The organism is Nonlabens sp. MB-3u-79 (genome assembly GCF_002831625.1).
GTDB lineage: Bacteria > Bacteroidota > Bacteroidia > Flavobacteriales > Flavobacteriaceae > Nonlabens.
This window is the reverse complement of record NZ_CP025116.1, coordinates 1,090,559-1,110,546: the sequence shown is the minus strand read 5'-3', so window position 1 is coordinate 1,110,546 and position 19,988 is coordinate 1,090,559. Positions and strand designations below refer to the sequence as shown.

Sequence of the window (19,988 nt, the reverse complement as noted above, 5' to 3'; positions counted from 1 at the left end):
ACACGTCAAGTGCCGCAAAACAGCTTATAAAAATTTTGGGTGTAAATAAAAAAGGCCCCTCAATTAAGAGGAGCCTTTAGTACTCGAGACGGGACTTGAACCCGTACGGGCATTACTACCCATTGGATTTTAAGTCCAACGTGTCTACCAATTCCACCACTCGAGCGATTGTGTCAGCGACACATCATTGGTATTATAAAAACTTATTTTAAGAACAAATTTTAGAGCGAAAGACGGGATTTGAACCCGCGACCCCCACCTTGGCAAGGTGATGCTCTACCCCTGAGCTACTTTCGCAAAGTTAAAAAGTATAAAACTTTTCAAAGCGGTTGCAAATTTAACAACTTTCCTTATACTGCAAAGGAAAAAATGAAAAATTATGAGCTTGCTTTCTCTTTTTTTACCAGCATGCGTTTGATCTCATTCAATTTCATCAAAGCCTCTACTGGTGTTAAGGTGTTTATGTCTACCTGTAAAATTTCTTGTTTGATATTTTCTAACAAGGGATCATCTAGGTTGAAGAAGCTCAATTGCATTTCTTCTTCCTGAATAGCTTTCATAGCCTCTATAGAATCTTCTTGTTTATGACTCTTTTCCAGTCTTTTAAGTATTTTATTTGCTTTTGAAATGACTTGCTGTGGCATTCCTGCCATTTTTGCCACATGAATTCCAAAACTGTGATGACTACCCCCAGGAACTAATTTGCGCATGAAGAGCACTTTATCTTTTAATTCTTTGACTTCTACATTAAAGTTTTTAATACGGTCAAATTGTGAGGTCATATCGTTGAGCTCATGATAATGAGTGGCAAACAACGTTTTTGGACTAGAAGGGTGCTCGTGTAAGTATTCGGTAATGGCCCATGCGATAGAAATACCATCATAAGTACTTGTCCCACGACCTATTTCATCGAGCAGTACCAAACTTTTCTCACTGATATTATTTAAGATACTCGCACTTTCATTCATCTCTGTCATAAAGGTAGATTCCCCTTGAGAAATGTTATCGCTGGCTCCTACTCTGGTAAATATTTTATCTACAACTCCCATCTTGACCTCTTCGGCAGGAACAAAGCTTCCTATTTGCGCTAAAAGAACAATCAACGCCGTTTGCCTTAAAATGGCACTTTTACCACTCATGTTAGGGCCAGTAATCATGATGATTTGCTGGCTGTCTCTATCCAGCTGTAGATCGTTAGGAATGTAAGGCAAGTCTGCTGGGAGCATTTTTTCTATGACTGGATGACGACCGTTTTTGATGATCAACTCGTCGTTGTCTAATAGTTCTGGCCTGATGTAATTAGACTTCACGGCATGAGATGCAAAAGAAATCAAACAGTCCAACTGCCCTATTAACTGGGAATTGTTCTGAATGGTTTTAATAGAGGGCATAATCTCCCGAACTATAGTATCAAAAAGTTCTTGTTGTAAAGCGTTGATGCGGTCCTCAGCACCTAATATTTTGCCTTCGTATTCTTTGAGTTCTTCTGTGATGTAACGCTCTGCATTGACTAAAGTTTGCTTTCTCGTCCATTCTGCTGGAACTTTATCTTTATGCGTGTTGCGCACTTCTATATAATATCCGAATACATTGTTACTAGAAATCTTCAAACTGCTAATACCAGTTTCTTTTGCGTGTCTGGCAAGCATCTTATCCAGGTAATCCTTTCCTGAAGTCGCTAAGCCTCTTAGCTCATCTAATTCTGAATGGTATCCAGGAGCAATAGTGTTTCCTTTTAAAATATTTACCGGCGCCTGCTCATCAATAGCTTGTTTGAACAGGGCTATTAAATGACTACAAGGATTCAAGCTTTCTCCTATAATATTCAAAGCTTTATTATCTGAAGCCAGTGCTTTTTCTTTTACGGGAATAATAGCTTCCAGACTGTTTTTAAGCTGTACGACTTCTCTAGGGCAAATTTTACCTACTGCAACTTTTGAAATCAATCGCTCCAAGTCGCTCATGCGTTTTAGGTAGGATCTGATTTCTTCTTGTTGTTCTTGTGAGTTGGTAAAAAACTCCACGACATCATGCCGCTTTTTGATTTGTGCTGCATCTTTTAATGGGAAGGCCATCCAGCGTTTGAGCATGCGTCCACCCATTGCAGTAGTGGTCTGATCTATCACGTCAATTAAGGTTACCGCACCTTGACTTAACGGGGTGTATAATTCCAGGTTGCGCACCGTAAAACGGTCCATCCACACAAAATTATCATCTTCAATACGGGAGATATGCGAGACGTGATCCAGTTTATCGTGTTGGGTTTCTTCTAGATAATACAAAATCGAACCCGCCGAAATAAGCGCCTGATCCAACTTTTCTACTCCAAAACCTTTTAAAGAATTGACTTTAAAATGCTTGAGAAGTGACTCTGTAGCAAAGTCAATTTGAAATACCCAATCGTCTAAATGGAAGAAAGGTAAATCATACGGGAATTCTTTTGCCAGTGTTTTTTTATCGCTTCGAGTTACTAAAAGCTCGCTAGGATTAAAATTTTGCAATAACTTATCTACTTCTTCTTTAGAGCCTTGAGAAACTAAAAACTCCCCTGTAGAAATATCTAAAAACGCCACACCATATAAATTCCTGTTGACAGAAAGTGCGGCAAGAAAATTATTTGTTTTAGAACTCAGCACCTCATCGTTGAGAGAAACTCCTGGCGTAATCAACTCGGTTACCCCGCGTTTTACAATGTTTTTAGTCTGTTTAGGATCTTCTAACTGATCACAAATGGCAACGCGTTCCCCTGCTTTTACCAGCTTAGGCAAGTAATTGTTTAAGGAATGATATGGAAATCCAGCTAGTTCTACATGATCACCGCCATTGTTACGGCTGGTCAATACAATATTGAGAATACGTGCTGTTTTAATCGCGTCTTCTCCGAAGGTTTCATAAAAATCGCCCACTCTAAACAACAACAAGGCATCAGGATACTTGGTCTTGATCTTATTGTATTGCTGCATTAAAGGAGTTACCTTCTTTGAATTAGTGGCCAAATTTATACTTTTATATGAATATCAAAAATACGATTTAGCCACTGTGATCAATCTAAAACCACTCAACATTTTTCAACAGTGAACAGCTACTTATCACTATTCCCATTTGTAGTTTTTTGAGACCGATTGCTTCTTGATCGCCTTAAACATAGCCGACTCTAATCCGTTAGTCTCGGTGAGTGCTTGTGTCGCGATATATTGATCTCTTTTTTGATTGAGTTCTTTGATCTTGTTTTGTATGGAGATGCGCTCTTGTTTTTTCGCTTTCGCGAAAGCGGTAATATCCTTCTTACTTTTAGTGCGAATACTGTCTGGTAAGGTCTTTATATTATCTTCAGTAAGCACTTTTCCCTTCATGTCTTCATCATCTAAAGCATCAACAAGATCCCAGCTGGAATTGCGATAATTTGCAGAGGACTTGGCTAAGGTACGCTTCACATTTGCCTGTGCAGATACTTCTTGAACCGCTTCGTCCATAAGCATTTGAACGGCTTTATTTTCATACCCCTGACGGCCAAAAGCTATATAAGTATCATTAAGCAGATGGTTGTAATTCAAAATCTGATCGTCATAAGGAGTAGCGACGTAGGCAGATTTCTGGTTGTGATCCAGGTTCATGTATTGTCCTTTTCCTAAAGTCGCGCCTTCTTTCCACTTCAATTGTGCCCCCGTATTCCAGTCTCCACAAAAAATGGTGTTGACCACCACGTCTTTTTCTATAGCTTGAGCAATACTCGAAGAAAAAGGTACAGCCCCTTGATTAAAGCCTTCATTTCCAGCTATAAAAATCATTTTAAGATCGTTTTTTCCTTTTTTCCACTCCAATTGTTTTAAAGAGGCACCAATTACAGTACCGCAATACTCTTCTCCTCCATTGGTCCTTAAGCTAAATAGTTCTTTGCTGATCAGGTCTAGGTCGGTGGAGAAGGAGAGTACTTGACGCACAAAACCTTCTTCTGAATTTAATCTGCTGTTACCGTACTCATAAAGTGCGATTTCTAATAAAGCTTGTTGCTCATTGCAATGCGCCCCAGACATTTTGTTGACCACGTCCCAAAGCTGGGTTTTGGCCTGATCAATCAACCCATCCATACTATTACTGGTGTCTAGAAGTAAGGCTATTTGAATGGTTACCGGCTCTTCTACTACTGTTGCGATGTTGGCAGCAGTTTGTGGGGCTTCTATCCTGTTTGTTGCGATTTCTAATCCGTTATCAGCCGTAGTCCCTTTGCAGGCCATTAATGCGGTAACACTTAATGTAAAAGCAATTGTTTTTAAATTTTTCATCATGTTTAAATTTTAGTTTTTGTTTCCTTTTAAAAACCTACCCTTTAGGGCTAGGGAAAGGGTTTTTGATTTTGATTTTGGTTTTGATTTTGATTTTTTGTGTCCGTTCCCCATCCCTAAAGGGTGCGGAAACAAAATATCTTCAGTTTTACCTCCCTTTTAAAAAACCTACCCTTCAGGGCCAGGGAATGGTTTTGATTTTGATTTTGATTTTTTATTTCCGTTCCCCAACCCTAAAGGGTGCAGAAACAAAATATCTTCAGTTTTACCTCCCTTTTAAAACCAACCCTTCAGGACTAGAAAAAGCTTTTGATTTTGTCTTTTGTTTTTGATTTTTGATTTCCATCCCTAAAGAATGCGGAAACAAAATATCTTCAGTTGTACCTCCCTTTTAAAAACCTACCCTTCAGGGCTAGGGAATGGTTTTGATTTTTGATTTGATTTTTTGTTTCCGTTCCCCATCCCTAAAGGGTGCGGAAACAATAGATCTTCAGTTTTACCTCCCTTTTAAAACCTACCCTTCAGGACTAGAAAAAGCTTTTGATTTTGTCTTTTGTTTTGGTTTTGGTTTTGGTTTTGATTTTGATTTTGATTTTATTTTTGCTTCCATTAATTATTAGGTATTTCTTTAATATCAATAGGTCCACTCGGACTTACTACATAGACTTTAGGATTGGGTATTTTTACAGGCTCTGGTTTTGGCTCTGGTTTTTTCTCCACTGGTTTGAGGGTGTATTGCAAACTCAAATCCATCCCTAATTGGATAACCGGCTTCGTAATCGATGCATTTACAACTACGTCATACCCGTTATACGGAATAGGGTCGTAATAATAAGAAGTAGGTTTTCTTACGGTAGTCACACTTTTTTGATTTTTAAGGGCCTCCATACTTACATTTTCGGCAGCCAGGTAACTTTTATAAAAATCTTTAGGCGTGTGGTAATATTTCTTATCGGCCATCATGACGTTGTAATCGCTCATATCAAATCCTAATTCTTTGTAGTATAATTTCTTTTTAGCCACCTCAGCGAGTAGCTTATTTTGAAGATCTTCATAGACCTCTTCTAGGTTTTTTACATAGTAATCTACTTTTACCAGATTGTACACTTCCGCTTTTCCACAGGCGGTAAGGATCTTTTGAAATTCGCTGTCTTTTCTATAACTGATCAATAAGTTTTGTTGCAATTCAAATCCTACAGGCACTTCTGTATAGGTTTTGGAAAACAGCTTTTTAGTGACTTCAATCTCGTATTGAGGAACAAAAGAAATCATGTCCAGGGCAAACTGTCCCTGAAAACCTTGGGCACGCAACTCTTCTTTAATCAGATCGATTTTATCGTTCATCAATTGGGTGGTTTCTTCGGCAGTTTTACCTACTTGAACGATATTAAATACAGCCGTATAATCGGTAGCTTCTACATTGTATAGCGATCTCAAATTGATATGGAGCATATTACTAGGTTGAGGAGCTACATATTGTGGAGCATACGGATTTCCATAAGCAGCGCCATTGACCATACTCGTTACAATATTTGCTCTAGAAATACTCATGTCTTCTGCCATGTTGTTAAAATTCCCCATGTGTTGTGCATTCGTAACAAGTACGGCAAACAAGAGAATAGAGGTGATGATCGTTTTCATTTTCTGTTGATTTTGAATCAAATCTATTGGTATAAAAAACCTTTACATAGGCCCAATGAGTGAAAATAGCCTTTGAATGAGTGTAGAGTTGTTCTTGATGAGTCCGCTTTCGCGAAAGCGTGCAAAACACCGTCTATACCGACCTAAAGAAGGGTTTTGAAAGGAATCATATATTTTTTTATGACTAAGTTTACAGCCTGATGAAACACACAATCACTTTATTATTCCTGCTTTTTACTTTTCAAATAGCAGTGGCACAAAACAAGGAGTTCGCAACGCCGCGAACTGCAGAGACCAATATGGTACTGCAGGGACGTGTATTGAGTGAAAGCGGAGCGCCTATTTCTGGAGTGAATATAGAAGGGAAAATGGGCCGTTATGCAACTACAGATGCTCTCGGTAAATTTAGTTTACCAGCAAATATGGGCGAAGAAATTGTTATCAGAGGTCTTAATTTTGAGACCGTTTATTACCGTATCAGAAGTAATGACGATATAGAAATACGCGTGCAAAGTGATGAGCAAGATCAAAAAAAGCGCAGCCCTATTCCTTATCAAGTGGCCATGGATAGCGCACAAATCTTTCTGAAAAAAGACGCACAAAAATCAGCCGATTTCCTTATTGCTGCTTTATCTAACAACCCTAAATCACTTACCAAAACCCAAGAAAGTGCGGCTTATGAAAAACTAGGCGACCTTTATAGCTTTAATAAACAATACGATCTAGCTATTGCTAATTATACACAGGCAGAGGAGCTCAACAGCAGCCTTTCTCTTGTCATAAAAAAAGCAGACATGCTGCGTCTCAATGGTAATTACCAAGAAGCCATTGCCGCTTATTTAGCTGCAGATGTTTCCAATACTAGTAGATCAAAAAAGAAGCAAAGCACGGGAGGTTCTAATACTTTAGAAATAAAAAGACTGACGGGTCTCGCTGCTGCTTACGCTAAAACAAACGATAGCGACAAGGCATTGCAAATCTATAAACAGGCGCTGCAACTTGCTCAAAACGCCAGTTTAAACATACAAGTGACTTCCATCAATTCAAAAATCGCTGCGCTATTAAATGAAATAGGTCAGGTGGATAAAGCAGAGGCCTATTACAATAGAGCTATTCAAGAATCTAAAAAAGAAGGCCGTACGGCTAATGTTGTTGCCCAATCACAAACAGCCGACTTTTACCGAAGCAACTCTCAGTTTGACAAGGAAATTGCCTTGCGTAAGAATAATATTGAAATCCTGGATGATATTAAAAGCGACGAAGCTAAAGCTCCACAAAAAATTGCCAATAAAGAGGGTTTTTTAAACGAGGTGGCGATAGCTGAGGATGAGATAGAAGAAAGAGTTACAGGAAATTCTTATGAGCCTTCCACCTCAAATGGAATAAATCGCTTGTCCAAACAAAAAGAACAACTCAACATTGCCGAAGCTTTAAAGTCCCAAAACAAGATTAAAGAGGCGATCACCTATTATGAATCCAGTCTGGACGAAGCAACAGAAAATAACGACTTAGAAGTAAAAAAGGACGCTGCAAAAAGTCTGTATGAACTCAATAAAAAAGCGGGAAATACTAAAACAGCACTGGCTTATAATGAATTGTATATCAACACGGTTGATGCCTTGTACCTAGAGAAAGAAAATGAATTAGAAGAAAGCTCTAGAAAAACCAAAGAACTGGTTTCTAAACAGACCAGGATCCTTACTTTAGAAAAAGATCGCGAGCTTACCGAGAATAAAATTGCCTTGATCAATACCGAGCGCAAGCTTACACAGGAAATGAACCAGCGACAACGCTGGATCATTTATTCGCTTGTTGCCTTGAGTCTTTTGTTGCTCACGCTGGCGTATTTTATGTACCGCAACAACAAGCAGCAAAAAATCAACAACCATTTACTCGCTTTAAAATCATTGCGCAGTCAGATGAATCCGCATTTTATTTTTAATGCGCTCAATTCTGTAAATAACTATATCGCACAAAATGACGAACGTGCGGCCAACAAATACCTGGCAGATTTTTCTAAATTGATGCGTAGCGTTTTAGAAAATAGCGAGCTGGACTTTATACCGCTAGAAAAGGAAATAGATCTTTTGGGCTTGTATTTAAAGCTGGAGCACGAACGTTTTAAAGATAAATTTGACTTTACTTTAGATGTCGACCCTTCTTTAAAAGATACTAAAATACAAGTGCCGCCTATGTTGCTGCAACCTATCATAGAAAATGCGGTTTGGCATGGATTGCGTTATAAAAAAGAAAAAGGTTTTTTAAATGTTGCTTTCGCGAAAGCGGAACAAGGAATTACAGTCACCATAACCGATAATGGAATCGGTCGAGAAAAATCCAAGGCCATAAAAACAGAGCATCAAAAGAAACGAGATTCTAAAGGGTTGGGCAATATCAAAAACCGTGTGGCGCTATTAAACGAGTTGCATGATTGTAAGATCGATATGGAAGTAAAAAATGCTGGATTAATTCCAGATGTAGGAACTGAGGTTGTTGTGAGGATTAGGGGATGAGGAATGAGGAATGAGGAATGAGGAATGAGGAAAATTGAATTTCATCAGATTACTTACAAGCTTTGATTATGAAAATTGTATACTTTTTAATACTTCTATTATTCTCTATTGGATTGAAGGCACAAAATATTTCTGAAATCAATTCAGGTTTAAAATTACCTGATTCCCTTTCTTATGATACTGAAATTCGTATTTATCAAGGCGGTGGAATCACGAATTATTCTTCTATGCTCAGAATGTTTCAGGATAATTCCAAAAAATGGAATTCTGAATTTTTTGAACATTTTAATGCTGTGGAACCTCAAATTATTAAAAAGGAAATAAAACCAAAAAGCGATTCTGATTTTGTGTTCCAAAATTTTCTAAGAAGTTATGCTCTTGATTTACCAACCATGAGTAAAATAGGCTGGAAATTAGAGAAAAGGAATGATATCGAGATTGATGAAGGAATTGATAAAAGAGGAAAGTCTTATAAAGAATATTATACTTCAAGCTCACATTTCTATGCAGTAGATGGAGAATCTTTCTACATTGAAATTAGGGCTTACAACAAGACTAATTCTTTTAGTTATGCTAATCCAGATTACTATTTAGAAAAATACCCAGAAGTAGATGAGTTGCAATTTATGTGTGAAATATTAGATATCGTTAGGAGCGAGTTCAACATTTGGAAAAAAGAATAAAGCCATGAAACTAACCGCCATCATAGTAGAAGACGAGCAGATCTCGAGAGAGATCTTAAAGAACTATATATCAAAATACTGTATGCAAGTGGAAGTACTTCACGAAGCAACTAATGTAGAAGAGGCTTTTGAATTGCTTCAAAAAACAGAGGTAGATTTGGTGTTTCTAGATGTAGAAATGCCTTATGGAACTGCCTTTGATTTACTAGATAAATTACCCAACCGCACTTTTGAAACTGTTTTTGTAACGGCCTACGATCAATATGCAAAAGATGCGCTGAATCAGCAAGCGGCTTATTACCTGACCAAGCCTCTTGATATCGATGAACTGATCAAAGCAACAGAAATAGTTAGGGCCATCAAAGAACGTGAAAACGAAGTAAATGTGGACCTCAGCATCAAAGAACAAAACAGTTCACAGCTCACTGATAAAATCACTATTCCTACCCAAGAAGGTTTTGAAGTACTGCCTATAAAAGACATCATCTATTGCAGTGCAGACGACAATTACACGCATATCTATCTGGAAAATGACAAAAAACTGGTTTCTAAAACCTTAAAACACTTTGACGACATGCTGTCTGATAAAGGTTTTGCTCGTATTCATAAATCCCACCTCATCAATGTTTCTCATGTTACCGCTTATAAAAAAGGCAAAGGTGGTAGTGTGATACTAGGAACAGTAGAACTTCCTGTAAGTCCGAGTAAAAAGCTGGGTTTGTTCCGGTATTTTAGTTAGAAAAAAATGCTTTCTTTGGATCAAACAGCTTCATCTTTTCGGCTAAATTTCTGCAAGTTCCAATTTGCGCGCCCTAGGATTCCTCTCCTTTTGCAAACTACACTCGTGGGATGCTAGTAAAAAAGGAAAAGAGCTTTTGATCCTTTATGAAATCATAGCTTTCAATACAAATGCTTGGCATGTTGACTTCTATAAACCTTTTAGAAATAGGTTTAAAAATCCAATAACGACACCTCTCTATTTGCTATTTCTCTAGTTAAATAATCTAGAGTTTCTGTTTGTAGATTAGAATATAGCAAGTGCTTTCCAGCTTTATCACTTGGATTCAATAAGCTTTCTGACTTTAAAATATTTACCGTCTGTCTTGCCACTGCGGCTCCAGAATCAATGATGCGCACTCGTATAGGAAGAAGTTCTTGAAGCATTTCTTTTACATAAGGATAATGGCTGCAGCCTAAAACCAAATAGTCGATCCCAGAGATCATGAACGGCTCCGTAATACTTACCAAAAGATCTCGCATCTCTTCACTGTCTTTTTTACCTGCTTCTATTAACTCTACGATTCCAGTTCCTACTATTTCAATAGTATTGACATGTTGCGTAAATTCTCTTTGGGTATCATTAAAAAGTTTGCTCGACAGGGTTCCTTTAGTAGCCAGAATACCTATTTTTTTAGTGTCGCTTTTAAGCGCTGCAGTTTTTATAGCCGGCTCAATCCCTATAAAAGGTACGTCGTAATGAGCGCGCAAATAAGAAATAGCATTAGTAGTGGCTGTATTGCAGGGAACTGCGATAAGTTTGCAGTTTAGGCTTAATAAAAACTCGGTGTTTTTAATACAGAGCTTGATAATCTCCTCCTTAGATTTACGACCATAAGGCGCATATTTTGAGTCGGCTAGGTAGATGGTGTTTTCGTGAGGCAATAATTCAATTACTTCCTTCCATACACTTGTTCCTCCCACACCAGAGTCAAAAAAACCTATTGGATTGCTGTTCATAAGGCATAAAAGTAGTGGTTTTACTAGAGCAAAGTATCTTTGACCCTCAAAAAATACCAGTAGGTTTTTTAAAAAACCCTACTGGTCAGGACTCACCTTACCCCAATACCTTAGATTTAATTAGTCTTGCATTCATTTCGGCAATATTTAGTAGGGAGATACCTTCTGGACATTCCACCTCGCAAGCACCTGTAAACGTGCAACTCCCAAAGCCTTCTTTTTCCATTTGATAGGTCATTTGCTGGACGCGTTGATGTTCTTCAACCTTACCTTGTGGTAAACTGTTTAAATGATTGATTTTTGCTGATGTAAACAGAGCAGCAGAGGAGTTTTTACAAGTGGCTACACAAGCACCGCAACCTATACAAGCCGCGGCATCCATGGCTCTATCTGACACTTCTTTAGAGATAAGGATCGTGTTTGCCTCTGGAGCTGTTCCTGTTTTGGAACTAATAAATGCCCCTTGTTCTATAATTCTATCCAAAGAAGAGCGGTCAACAATCAAGTCTTTAATGACTGGAAATGAAGCTGCTCGCCAGGGCTCTACGACAATGCTGTCGCCATCTTTAAAACTACGCATATGCAATTGGCAAGTCGTCATATGATCATGAGGTCCATGAGCACGTCCATTTATAAACACCCCGCACTGTCCACAAATACCTTCTCGACAATCGTATTCAAACGCAATCACCTTTTCATCTTGGAGGACTAACAACTCATTAAGGTGGTCTAAAGCTTCCAAAAAAGACATATCCTCCGTGAGGCCATCCACCACATAGTCTCTTATAGCGCCTTTATCTTGAGGTCCTTCCTGCCTCCATATTTTGAATGTTACTTTCATAACTGCTTAGTTATTGGTTGACTGATGAGCTGTGTAATAGAGCTCTTTAAGCTACAACTATAAATTTATTTTTACTGTTTTAAGTAATTGGTGTCATCCTTAAGCTAACAACTTGTCTGCTATGACTAAAAAACCTATTACTTATAGCTTCTCAATGAAGCTGTTACAAATTCAAATTCTAGGGATTCTTTATGTAATTTAAAGTTGCCCTGATCGTATTCCCAAGCAGAAACATAACTGTAATCCTTATCTACACGCACTGCTTCTCCTTCTTCCGTTTGATATTCTTCTCTAAAATGTGCTCCACAAGATTCTTCACGTTGCAATGCATCGGTACACATTAATATTCCCAACTCTATAAAATCAGCAAGGCGCAAGGCTTTTTCTAGCTCTGTATTCATTTCTTTATCATGACCCGTAACTTTGACATCCTTCCAAAACTCCTTTCTAATGTTTTTGATTTGAGCAATGGCTTTTATAAGCCCATCTTGATTTCTACTCATGGCACATTCTTGCCACATCACTTGACCTAGTTCTCTATGAAAATGATCCACGGTTTTAGTTCCTTGAACTGCTAGTAGTTGATCTATATGTTCTTGAGTTTGTTGTTCCGCTTTCGCGAAAGCGGGATCGTTTACAGTAGGCTGCTCCTTTTTGATCTCTCCTGCTAGGTAATTATTAATGGTATTGGGTAATATAAAGTAACCGTCTACACTTGCTTGAAGCAATGAATTTGCCCCCAAACGGTTAGCCCCATGATCAGAATAATTACATTCTCCTATAGCATACAAGCCTGGAATGGTCGTCATTAATTCATAATCTACCCAGAGCCCGCCCATTGAAAAATGAGCTGCTGGCGAGATGAGCATTGGCGTAGTATACGCATCGATGCCGGTAATTTTTTTATACATCTTAAAGAGATTCCCGTAGCGATCTTTGATGGTCTCCAACCCGAGTTTATCAATGGCGTGTTTAAAATCAAGGTAGACGGCATTCTTTAAGCGTCCTACGCCATAACCGGCGTCCAAACGCTCTTTAGCGGCTCTCGAGGCGATATCTCGCGGAGCTAGATTTCCAAAAGTTGGATACCGACGCTCTAAATAATAGTCGCGCTCTTCCTCAGGAATAGCATTTGCTTCGGTTGTGTTTCCTTTAACTTTGGGAACCCAAATACGCCCATCATTTCTCAAAGACTCCGACATTAAGGTAAGCTTAGATTGGGCATCACTGGACTGCGGCAAAGCAGTAGGGTGTATCTGTGTAAAACTAGGCGCACCAAAATAAGCCCCTTTTTTATGCGCTTTCCACAAAGCACTTCCGTTACAGCCTATTGCTAGGGTTGACAATCTGAAAACACGAGAATAGCCACCAGTAGCCAGTACCACAGCATCTGCTGCATAGCGTTTTAATTCACCAGTGACTAAGTCCCGTATGATAATACCTTTTGCTTTTCCATCAATAACCACCAGATCCAACATCTCACTACGAGGAAACATTTCTACTTTTTTAGCTCGTATCATTTTGTACAATTGCGAGTAAGCTGCCAGTAACAGCTGTTGGCCGGTTTGCCCTCTTGCATAAAAAGTGCGCTGTACTTGTACGCCTCCAAAACTTCTATTAACTAAAGTGCCTCCGTATTCTCGAGCAAAAGGGACTCCTTGCTGCACATAGTGATCTATCAATGGGGCTGAAAGCTCAGCGAGTCTATAAGTGTTTGCTTCTCTGGATCTAAAATCGCCGCCTTTAAGTGTGTCATAAAACATGCGGTACACACTATCTCCATCGTGCTGATAATTCTTTGAAGCATTGATTCCTCCTTGAGCGGCTACAGAATGTGCTCGTCTGGCAGAATCTTGATAGCAAAAGCATTTTACCTCATAACCCAATTCTGCTAGAGTAGCTGCCGCACCGGCTCCAGATAATCCAGAACCAACGACAATGACATGGAGTTTTTTCTTATTTGTTGGGTTGATGAGTCTAGAAGTCATTAAATAATTACTCCATTTATCTTCCAGTTTTCCTTTAGGGATTTTTGCGTCCAATTTCATTTTCTAATTATTTAAAGTAAACAATAATTGGAATGAGACCAAATCCTACCCCCATAATGATAGCGTATACTAAAGATGCTTTGGCAATAATTGCAGTACCTTTTTTATGGTAAAACCCCAAGGTTTTAAAGCTGCTTTTAAACCCGTGATGCAAGTGGTAAGCTAGTGGTACAGCACATATAGCATAAAATAACACAAAATAGATGTTGTGGAACAAGGAATAAGTGACTTCATAAACATCCTTATTCCCCTTTGCATCAACGCCTACTGATTCCCCTAAGCCTAATTTGATACGTGCCCAGAAATTAGCCAAGTGTATCATGATAAAAACCAAAATTAGTACCCCAAGGAATCCCATGTTTTTAGAGGCCCAAGTACTGTTTTCTGAACTATGATCCATAACATATTTCTGTGGTTTTGCTTTTCTATTTCTTATGGTAATCAATAAGGCATATAGAGCGTGAAGAACAATAGACAGGTATAAGAGATAAGCTACGATCTTAATTAAGGGACTTTCTCTTAAGGTTGTGGAATAGGAATTGTACCATCCTCGAGCGACTTCTTTAGGAAAAATAAGGATCGCATTGGCACTGAGGTGGACGATTAAAAAAATACATAAAAATAATCCTGTAACAGCAATAATGTTTTTTCTACAGAAGAGTACATTCATTGATACTATTATTTAATACCAATTATTATTTAAAAGAAATCTGCTAATTGGTTATGACAACAGAATCATTTTCCTAATCGTAGAACACACTAGTCTTAAAGAAACTAGAATACGCTAGAAATACGTTCCTATCATATCAAAAATAAACAATTATAACAATTTGTCTTTGAATTTATTAGAAAAGAAAAACCGGCGTTTTAGTCCACTATGGCATCTCTACAAGTTCCTTATAAATTTTATAGCAATCTATAGGTATCAAGTCTAACAATACTAAATTTTAATGACAACCACAATCTCCATCACCACAATCAGAAGATTTGAATTTTTTAGGGAAAAATGATTTTCTAAAAAGCCAAAGCACTGCTGCTACAGCAATAAGAATAACGATTATGGTTTGTGTTATATACATTACTTCAATATTTGGAATGCGCCCAGTGCAGCAAAATATGCCGCAGCAGTCATGAAGAAAAATTGAATCGCTGGCCATTTCCAGCTATTGGTTTCTCGTTTTACAATGGCTAGTGTACTCATACATTGCATAGCAAATGCATAGAATAACAACAAGGAAATACCACTGGCAAAATTAAATAATGGACCTCCTAGAATAGGGTTCGTCTCTGCTGCCATACGCTTCTTAATGGTTTGTTCTTCCTCTCCATCGCTTTCTACACTGTAAATAGTTGCCAGAGTTCCTACAAAAACTTCTCTCGCTGCAAAAGAGCTTACTATCGCAATTCCAATTTTCCAGTCGTAACCCAAAGGTCTTACTGCAGGCTCAATCCCTTTACCTATGTGCCCTATAAAACTGTATTCCAACTCGTGAGAAGCAATCTTTTGATCCATTTCTTCCACTGTCAAATTCTGATTTCCATATTGTTCTTTGACAATGGCCTCGGCATTGTTAAACTCTTCTCCTACTCCATAACTGGCCAGTATCCATAAAACTACAGAAATAGCCATAATGATCTTACCGGCTCCTACTACAAAGCTTTTGGTTTTTTCAATAACCGTTATCGCCACGTTTTTAAACATCGGCAATTTATAAGAAGGCATTTCCATGACAAAAAATGATTTGCGATTTATAGGCAGTATCATATTCAAAACCCAGGCAGAAAATATAGCAGCTACAAAACCTAACAAATACAATAACATCAATGTAAGTCCTTGCATATTAAAAGCACCGCCTAAAATACGCTCATCAGGAATTACTAAAGAAATAATGATCAAATAAACCGGCAATCTAGCCGAACAAGTGGTGAACGGTACTACCAGTATGGTAATCAATCGCTCTTTCCAATCTTCTATATTTCTAGTGGCCATAACTGCTGGAATAGCACAGGCTGTCCCAGAAACTAAGGGAACCACACTCTTACCACTTAAACCAAATCTCTTCATGATATGATCCATAAGAAAGACCACACGACTCATGTAGCCACTTTCTTCTAGAATGGCGATGAAGAGAAATAGAAATGCAATTTGTGGTATAAATATGACGATACCTCCTAAGCCAGGTATAATACCTTCGGCTAATAAATCTGTTAAGGGTCCTGCTGGGAAAAAGTTATTTGCCCAAGAACTCATACTAGCAAATGCACCATCGATCCAATCCATAGGATACGTACTCCAATCATAGATAGCCTGAAAAATGACTAACAAAATGACAAAAAAGATCAAATAACCCCAAACCTTATGCAACAACACACGGTCAAGTCGTGTTCTTATATCTTTTGCATTTGCGGTATCAACCGTAAGTACTTTTTTAAGCAAGCCATTGATAAATTGATAACGCACCACTGTTTCTTTGTGTTGCATTCTGTTAAGATCTGACTCCGATTTGATGTCAAACTTATGCTGCTTTAAATCTTCTATATCACGATTACGATCTAGCTTTCCAAAATTGACATCTTGAGTAATCACCAACCATAACTTATAAACCAGCTGATTGGGATAGGTTTTCTTGAGATTTTCAAAATATTCGGTATCAATGATCGATGCGTTAACACAAGGCTCAGAGGTCAGCTTTTTATAGTTGGCTATAGCATCTTTAAGCTCTTGAATCCCTTGGTTTTTGCGCGCACTCACTAAAACTACAGTAGTATTGAGCTCTTGCTGCATCAAGTCGATGTCTAGAGAGATCGCTTTGCGCTTCATACGATCGGCCATGTTAATGACCAGTATGGTAGGGATTTCTAAATCTTTAATCTGGGTAAATACCAGCAGATTCCTTTTTAAGTTTTCGATATCAGAAACAACAACAGCAACATCTGGAAAATCCTTGGAGTTCCTATTGAGTAAAGTCTCTACTACGATACTTTCATCTAATGATGTGGTGTTCAAACTATAAGTTCCAGGTAGGTCTAGGATATGCGCTTTAAGACCTCGGTCTAGTTTACATAAACCTTCTTTTTTCTCTACGGTAATTCCAGGATAGTTCCCTACCTGCTGGTTGAGACCGGTAAGTCTATTGAATAGAGATGTTTTTCCTGTATTAGGATTCCCTATTAGCGATACATTGATTGATTTACCCATCGAGTTCTACTCTAATTTTAATAGCTGTTTCCCTTCTAATAGCAAGGTGAGTTCCATTAATATCGAGATAAATAGGATCTTTGAATGGTGCAGACTGCATCATGGTGACCCGATTACCTGGTAAGCAACCCATTTCCAGTAACTTTAACGGCACATCGATCTCATCAAATTGCTTGATAATAGCCGTTTCTCCTCTCTTTAAGTCTGCTATAGTAGTACTCAATGCTTATTTAGAATTAATTTGAATAAGCAAAAGTAAGGCATGATGGTGGTTTGCTAAAATTAAAGTTGTTAAAGAAAAATTATAATGAAAAAAGCTGGTTTAATCACCTGTGATACCACAATTAAAACAACCCCTTGTCTCCAGCCTCAAAACCTTCATCCACTAAATGATTGGATTTATTCATAGCCGCATTTACAGCAAGCGCATCACATCTTTCATTAATAGGGTGATCGTTATGACCTTTCACCCACTTCATTTTAGGCTGTGTTCTATTATAAGCTTTTAAAAAACGTTTCCATAGATCTGGATTCTTAACGTTTTTCCACTTGCGTTTTATCCAACCGGCCATCCAGTTTTTATTGATCGCATCGCTCACATAGCGACTGTCTGTAAAAACGGTGATTTTCACATTATCCTTTTTAATTTTTTCAAGTGCTTCAATAACAGCGAGGAGTTCCATGCGGTTATTAGTGGTCTTGCGATAGCCTTGAGAAAATTCCTTTTTAAAGCCTTTTCCTACTGCGATCATCACGATACCATAGCCGCCAGGACCTGGGTTACCTCGAGAAGAACCGTCTGTATAAATGTGTACTTCCTCCATTATTGAAGTAATTCTTCAATGGTTTTTGAGAAGTACTCTTGTTCCAATAGGTGAATTTTTGCAGCGAGATCTTCAGCAGTATCGGTAGGACTTATAGCACAAGTAGCTTGTTTAATAATAGCGCCTTCATCATAATTTTCATTTACATAATGAATAGTAATACCGCTTTCTTTCTCTTTATTTTCAATAATTGCTCGGTGCACATTCATGCCGTACATACCTTTTCCACCATAATTAGGTAATAAAGCTGGATGAATGTTAATAATCTTATTAGGATGGTCTTGAATTAAAAATGATGGGATTTTCCACAAAAACCCAGCTAACACGATTAAATCAGGCTGTTCTGCATTTAAAAGCAGTTGTATTTGTTCCGCTTTCGCGAAAGCGAATCTATTAAAACTTAGGGCAGGAACACCAGCTTTACTCGCTCGTTCTAACACAAAAGCTTGTGGTTTATTAGATAAAACCAGTGAAACTTCAACAGTTTCAGAATCTTTAAAATGATCTATAATTGACTGAGCATTAGTGCCATTACCGCTCGCTAAAATGACTATTTTCTTCATATATCTCTTTGATAAACTTGTTGTAAAACCATGGCTGAATGAGGGGGTTAAAATAAAATAAATGAAATTGCAAGTTAACTCAATTAGCTAAAAGATGGTTTTAACGCAAAGTTTGTTATTTTTGCAATTCATATAAAATTAAAATTAGATTATTATGTCAGACATTGCATCAAGAGTAAAAGCGATTATCGTAGACAAATTAGGTGTTGACGAAAACGAAGTTGTAACAGAAGCAAGCTTCACAAACGACTTAGGCGCAGATTCACTCGATACAGTTGAGTTGATCATGGAATTTGAAAAAGAATTTGATATCCAGATCCCAGACGACCAAGCTGAAAACATCGCTACTGTAGGTCAAGCTGTTTCATACATCGAAGAAGCAAAAGCGTAATTTATATTACATGGAATTAAAGCGAGTTGTCATTACAGGAATGGGTGCCCTTACTCCTATAGGGAATAACCTACAGGAATATTGGGAGGCATTAAAAGCAGGTAAGAGCGGTTCTGCTCCTATCACTTATTTTGATACAGAACATTTCAAGACAAAATTCGCTTGTGAAATCAAGAACTTTAATGTTACTGATTTTATGGACCGCAAGGAAGCTAGACGCATGGATCGATTTGCCCAGTATGCACTGGTTGCAGGCGACGAGGCTATAGCTGACTCTGGACTAGATATCGACTCTATAGATAAATATAGAGTCGGTGTTATCTGGGGTGCTGGAATAGGTGGTCTAGAAACTTTTCAGGAAGAAGTTAAAGCGTTTGCAGCTGGTAACGGTGTGCCTCGTTTCAATCCTTTCTTTATACCAAAAATGATTGCTGATATAGCTCCGGCTCATATTTCTATTAAATATGGATTTATGGGGCCTAACTACACAACAGTATCTGCTTGCGCCTCAAGTGCAAATGCGATGCTGGATGCCGTTAACTATATCAAACTAGGACATTGTGATGTTATTGTAACCGGTGGCTCTGAAGCTGCTGTTGCTCAAGCAGGAATGGGTGGTTTTAATGCCATGCATGCCCTGTCTACTCGCAATGAAAGTCCAGAGACAGCAAGTCGTCCTTTTGATGCTACCAGAGATGGTTTTGTACTAGGGGAAGGCGCTGGAGCTTTGGTACTAGAAGATTATGAATATGCAAAAGCTCGTGGAGCCAAAATCTATGCAGAAGTTATAGGTGGTGGTTTTTCTAGTGATGCGTATCACATTACTGCTCCAGATCCTGAAGGTCGTGGAGTTATTGCAGTAATGAAAAACACACTACATAATGCAGGAATTAATCCTGAAGATGTAGATCACATCAATACTCATGGAACTTCTACACCGCTAGGTGACGTTGCTGAGTTGAAAGCGATTAAAGCCGTTTTTGGTGATCATACCTCTAACATAAGCATCAATTCTACCAAATCTATGACAGGTCACCTTCTAGGTGCTGCAGGTGCGATAGAGTCTATTGCTAGTGTAATGGCTATAATTGAAGGTATTATTCCTCCTACAATCAACCACACCACTAGAGATGAAAATATTGATCCTTCCTTAAGACTTGTATTGAACAAACCTGAAATAAGAGAGGTAAACGTTGCCTTGAGTAACACTTTCGGCTTTGGTGGCCATAACTGTTGCCTTGCCTTCAGAAAGATCTAACCAGGTC

Annotated in this window: 17 protein-coding genes and 2 tRNA genes; 5 read left to right on the top strand and 14 right to left on the bottom strand. The window is 38.3% G+C overall.

The window, feature by feature from the left end; all coding sequences use genetic code 11:
* Window positions 1-80: 80 nt before the first annotated feature.
* The 5 genes from CW736_RS05005 to CW736_RS04980 form a co-directional block, all read right to left on the bottom strand.
* Window positions 81-166: transfer RNA gene (locus CW736_RS05005), tRNA-Leu, on the bottom strand.
* Window positions 167-225: 59 nt separating this feature from the next.
* Window positions 226-297: transfer RNA gene (locus CW736_RS05000), tRNA-Gly, on the bottom strand.
* 80 nt (window positions 298-377) lie between these two features.
* Window positions 378-2,996 carry a DNA mismatch repair protein MutS gene (mutS, locus tag CW736_RS04995; protein ID WP_101012861.1) on the bottom strand — a complete coding sequence of 873 codons (2,619 nt, stop codon included), beginning with the start codon at window positions 2,994-2,996 and terminating at the stop codon, window positions 378-380.
* A gap of 96 nt (window positions 2,997-3,092) precedes the next feature.
* On the bottom strand, window positions 3,093-4,286 hold the full coding sequence (locus tag CW736_RS04990; RefSeq protein WP_232735424.1) for a hypothetical protein: 1,194 nt from the start codon (window positions 4,284-4,286) through the stop codon (window positions 3,093-3,095).
* Between the two features lie 606 nt (window positions 4,287-4,892).
* A complete protein-coding gene (locus CW736_RS04980; RefSeq protein WP_101012858.1) occupies window positions 4,893-5,924 on the bottom strand; it encodes an SIMPL domain-containing protein in 1,032 nt (343 codons plus the stop codon).
* A gap of 200 nt (window positions 5,925-6,124) precedes the next feature.
* On the opposite strand from CW736_RS04980, the gene CW736_RS04975 reads away from it, so the two are divergent.
* The 3 genes from CW736_RS04975 to CW736_RS04965 all read left to right on the top strand — a co-directional run bounded on the left by CW736_RS04975 (window position 6,125) and on the right by CW736_RS04965 (window position 9,859).
* The gene (locus CW736_RS04975) at window positions 6,125-8,437 is read left to right on the top strand and encodes a histidine kinase (RefSeq protein ID WP_101012857.1); all 2,313 of its coding nucleotides are present in this window, start codon (window positions 6,125-6,127) and stop codon (window positions 8,435-8,437) included.
* Window positions 8,438-8,505: 68 nt separating this feature from the next.
* Complete coding sequence (locus tag CW736_RS04970; protein ID WP_101012856.1) at window positions 8,506-9,120, top strand: hypothetical protein; 615 nt, start codon at window positions 8,506-8,508, stop codon at window positions 9,118-9,120.
* 4 nt (window positions 9,121-9,124) lie between these two features.
* Complete coding sequence (locus CW736_RS04965) at window positions 9,125-9,859, top strand: LytR/AlgR family response regulator transcription factor (protein ID WP_101012855.1); 735 nt, start codon at window positions 9,125-9,127, stop codon at window positions 9,857-9,859.
* Window positions 9,860-10,071: 212 nt separating this feature from the next.
* On the opposite strand, the gene murI is transcribed toward CW736_RS04965, so the two are convergent.
* From murI to purN, 9 genes are all read right to left on the bottom strand, one after another.
* The gene (murI, locus tag CW736_RS04960) at window positions 10,072-10,857 is read right to left on the bottom strand and encodes a glutamate racemase (protein ID WP_101012854.1); all 786 of its coding nucleotides are present in this window, start codon (window positions 10,855-10,857) and stop codon (window positions 10,072-10,074) included.
* A gap of 97 nt (window positions 10,858-10,954) precedes the next feature.
* Complete coding sequence (locus CW736_RS04955; RefSeq protein ID WP_101012853.1) at window positions 10,955-11,698, bottom strand: succinate dehydrogenase/fumarate reductase iron-sulfur subunit; 744 nt, start codon at window positions 11,696-11,698, stop codon at window positions 10,955-10,957.
* A 137-nt stretch (window positions 11,699-11,835) separates the two neighbouring features.
* On the bottom strand, window positions 11,836-13,746 hold the full coding sequence (locus CW736_RS04950; protein ID WP_101012852.1) for a fumarate reductase/succinate dehydrogenase flavoprotein subunit: 1,911 nt from the start codon (window positions 13,744-13,746) through the stop codon (window positions 11,836-11,838).
* A gap of 7 nt (window positions 13,747-13,753) precedes the next feature.
* On the bottom strand, window positions 13,754-14,416 hold the full coding sequence (locus CW736_RS04945) for a succinate dehydrogenase cytochrome b subunit (protein WP_101012851.1): 663 nt from the start codon (window positions 14,414-14,416) through the stop codon (window positions 13,754-13,756).
* A 277-nt stretch (window positions 14,417-14,693) separates the two neighbouring features.
* Complete coding sequence (locus tag CW736_RS04940) at window positions 14,694-14,825, bottom strand: FeoB-associated Cys-rich membrane protein (protein ID WP_101012850.1); 132 nt, start codon at window positions 14,823-14,825, stop codon at window positions 14,694-14,696.
* On the bottom strand, window positions 14,825-16,945 hold the full coding sequence (feoB, locus tag CW736_RS04935) for a ferrous iron transport protein B (RefSeq protein WP_101012849.1): 2,121 nt from the start codon (window positions 16,943-16,945) through the stop codon (window positions 14,825-14,827). Before feoB ends, CW736_RS04940 begins: the two co-directional genes overlap by 1 nt.
* Complete coding sequence (locus tag CW736_RS04930; protein WP_101012848.1) at window positions 16,938-17,168, bottom strand: ferrous iron transport protein A; 231 nt, start codon at window positions 17,166-17,168, stop codon at window positions 16,938-16,940. The genes feoB and CW736_RS04930 overlap by 8 nt, the downstream gene beginning before the upstream one ends.
* 121 nt (window positions 17,169-17,289) lie before the next feature.
* On the bottom strand, window positions 17,290-17,769 hold the full coding sequence (gene rnhA / locus CW736_RS04925; RefSeq protein WP_101012847.1) for a ribonuclease HI: 480 nt from the start codon (window positions 17,767-17,769) through the stop codon (window positions 17,290-17,292).
* The gene (gene purN, locus CW736_RS04920; protein WP_101012846.1) at window positions 17,769-18,332 is read right to left on the bottom strand and encodes a phosphoribosylglycinamide formyltransferase; all 564 of its coding nucleotides are present in this window, start codon (window positions 18,330-18,332) and stop codon (window positions 17,769-17,771) included. The genes rnhA and purN overlap by 1 nt, the downstream gene beginning before the upstream one ends.
* Window positions 18,333-18,486: 154 nt before the next feature.
* Here purN and CW736_RS04915 point away from each other — a divergent pair, with 154 nt between their 5' ends.
* Both CW736_RS04915 and fabF read left to right on the top strand, forming a co-directional pair.
* A complete protein-coding gene (locus CW736_RS04915; protein ID WP_015361896.1) occupies window positions 18,487-18,723 on the top strand; it encodes an acyl carrier protein in 237 nt (78 codons plus the stop codon).
* A gap of 10 nt (window positions 18,724-18,733) precedes the next feature.
* On the top strand, window positions 18,734-19,981 hold the full coding sequence (gene fabF, locus CW736_RS04910) for a beta-ketoacyl-ACP synthase II (RefSeq protein ID WP_101012845.1): 1,248 nt from the start codon (window positions 18,734-18,736) through the stop codon (window positions 19,979-19,981).
* Window positions 19,982-19,988: the final 7 nt, after the last annotated feature.